Below are 3,272 nucleotides of genomic sequence, written 5' to 3' on the forward strand. Positions count from 1 at the left end.
AGGGTATGGCATCCTGCCATACCCACGCACCCCTCCACGCACTCCTCACACACCCCTCACACGCCCCTCACGCACCCCTCACGCACCTTTTTCCCCCACCCCCTCCGCATATTTTACCATCCGCATCGGTCGACGCAGACATCCGCATCGGTCGACGCAGACATCCGCATCGGTCGACGCGGATGCCCCTACCTACCATATAGCAATGTATTTTTCGCCCTAATTATTTGCAAATTCCAAATTATTTTACTTTATTTGCAGCCGTCAAGAAGACACAAACAACCAAATACTAATATTTTTTTAAACTATTTTATTATGAAAACCCAAATTTTACCCCCCCCCGATTGCTCGCCTTTTACTTGCAATCTTGATGTGCCTGCCCGTATGGGGTAGCCATGCGTTTGCCCAAAAGGCAGAGTCGTATGCCGTGTATGATAAAGGCAACAAAACATTGACTTTCAAGCACAATGTTTACAAACCCGATGGAGCGTTTGCGCTGAATGAGGGCGAAAATCTCCCAGATTGGTATAAACACGGTGACAATGGATACTATGAATACAATGCAAATATCATCAAAAAGGTTATCTTCGATGCCTCATTTGCAAAAGCACGCCCAACGAGTTGCTACAAATGGTTCTATGGTTGCAGAAGTTTAACAACCGTAGAGGGTATTGAATATCTGAACACAGAAAACGTGACGAACATGAGTGGCATGTTCAGGGAGTGTTCTCTAACAACACTCGACCTTTCAAGTTTCGACACTAAGAACGTGACGGACATGAGCAACATGTTTTGGTACTGTCCTAATCTCACAACACTCGATGTCTCAAACTTCGACACTAAGAATGTGACGAACATGGGCGAAATGTTCTATGGCTGTAGTGCGCTCACAACACTCAACCTTTCAAGTTTCGACACTAAGAACATAACGGATATGAACAAAATGTTCTATTGGTGTCATGCTCTCACAACACTCGACGTCTCAAACTTCGATACTAAAAATGTGACGAACATGGGCGAAATGTTCTATGGCTGTAGTGCGCTCACAACACTCAACCTTTCAAGTTTCGACACTAAGAACATAACAGACATGAGCCGCATGTTCGAGGAATGTTCCGCTCTCGAAACACTTGACCTATCAAGTTTCGACACAAAAAATGTGACAGACATGAACAAAATGTTCTATGGCTGTTCTGCTCTCACAACACTCGACATGTCATATTTCAATACTAAGAACGTGACGAACATGGGAAGCATGTTCTATGGTTGTTCTCATATTACAACACTCTACCTATCAAGTTTCGACACACAGAACGTAACGAGCATGCACAGCATGTTCAGGGACTGTGAAGCACTCACAACCATCTATACAACCGACAAGTTCGTGACCACAGCATGTAAATATGAGGATACCTATTATATGTTTGCAGGCTGCACTAATCTTGTGGGGGCCGTGCCTTACGATGAAGACAAGGTGGACAGAGAAATGGCGAATTACACCACTGGCTACTTCACATATAAAGCTCCCAAAATGAAAGGGCCCTATGCCGTGTTTGACGCATCCACGAACACACTGACATTCAAGCACGATAATAACGAGCCAACAGGAGTGGCGTTTGCATTGAATGAGGGCGAAGACCTCCCAGATTGGTATAAACCCAATGGCCATGGATACAATACAAATATCATCAAGAAAGTTGTCTTCGATGCTTCATTTGCTAATGCGCGCCCAACGAGTTGCTACAAATGGTTCTATCTTTGCAGAGACTTAACGACCATAGAGGGTATTGAATATCTGAACACAGAGAACGTGACGGACATGAGCTACATGTTCTATTACTGCCCTGCTCTCACAGCACTCGATGTCTCAAACTTCGACACTAAGAACGTGACGGATATGAGCACCATGTTCGGTGAATGTAATGCTCTCAAAACACTCGATGTCTCAAACTTTGATACAAAGAACGTGACGGACATGAGTGGCATGTTCTATCGCTGTTATGATCTCACAACACTCGATGTCTCAAACTTCGATACTAAGAATGTGACGAACATGGGCGGCATGTTCGGTGGATGTTCTCTCACAACACTCGATGTCTCAAACTTCGATACTAAGAACGTGACGAACATGAGCGGCATGTTCAGTCACTGTTCTACTCTCACAACACTCGATTTATCAAATTTCGACACTAAGAACGTGACGAACATGAGCGAAATGTTCCGTGGCTGCTCTGCTCTAACAACACTCGACGTATCAAATTTCGACACACAGAACGTGACGAATATGAATTTGATGTTCAGTAATTGTTCCGCTCTCACGACACTCGACCTATCAAACTTCGACACTAAAAACGTGACAACGATGGGCTACATGTTCATGGGCTGTGAAGCACTCACAACACTCGATGTATCAAACTTCGACACTAAAAACGTGACAACGATGGACTACATGTTCGCTGGCTGTGCTACTCTCACAACACTCGATGTATCAAACTTCGACACTAAAAACGTGATGTACATGGGCGACATGTTCGCTGGCTGTGCTACTCTCACAACACTCGATGTCTCAAAATTCGACACTAAGAACGTGCAGAGCATGAGCGGCATGTTTGGTTCCTGTCATAATCTCAAAACACTCGATGTATCAAATTTCGACACACAGAACGTGACGAATATGAATTTGATGTTCAGTAATTGTTCCGCTCTCACGACACTCGATGTCTCAAACTTCGATACACAAAACGTGACGGATATGAGTTGGATGTTCTGCAACAATTCTGCACTCAAAACACTTGATGTATCAAACTTCGATACACAAAACGTGACGGATATGCGTTGGATGTTCTGCAACAATTATGCTCTCACCACCATCTATGCAAGTGACAAGTTCGTGACAACAGCATGTGATAATGACTACGACATGTTTGTGGGCTGCACTAACCTTGTGGGTGCCGTGCCTTACAACCACAGCAAGGTGGGCAAGGAAATGGCGAACTACACCACTGGCTATTTCACATATAAAGCAGCTACTGGCATTGATGCGCCGACGGTGTCGGACGACACTGCAGCGGAGTATTACGACCTGCAGGGCCGCCGTCTGAACGCACCACAAAAGGGTGTGAACATCGTGAAGCGTGGCAAGAAAACAACAAAGATGCTCGTGAAATAAACATCAGGGGGTGCAGCGGTCTCCGCTGCACCAACCAAACAATAATAAACAGATAAACGAAGCAACAACAACGGCTCATATAATATTGTTGTGTTTTTAACAA

At 44.6% G+C, this 3,272-nt stretch carries 2 protein-coding genes; both read left to right on the top strand.

Going from position 1 to position 3,272, the window contains the following annotated elements:
• The coding region (locus tag HMPREF0673_RS14715; RefSeq protein ID WP_216589891.1) for a hypothetical protein at positions 1-223 on the top strand (223 nt) is incomplete at its 5' end.
• 228 nt (positions 224-451) lie between these two features.
• On the top strand, positions 452-3,169 hold the full coding sequence (locus HMPREF0673_RS13365) for a BspA family leucine-rich repeat surface protein (protein WP_050804959.1): 2,718 nt from the start codon (positions 452-454) through the stop codon (positions 3,167-3,169).
• The last annotated feature ends 103 nt before the right edge of the window (positions 3,170-3,272 follow it).

Source organism: Leyella stercorea DSM 18206 (genome assembly GCF_000235885.1).
Taxonomy (GTDB): Bacteria; Bacteroidota; Bacteroidia; order Bacteroidales; family Bacteroidaceae; genus Prevotella; species Prevotella stercorea.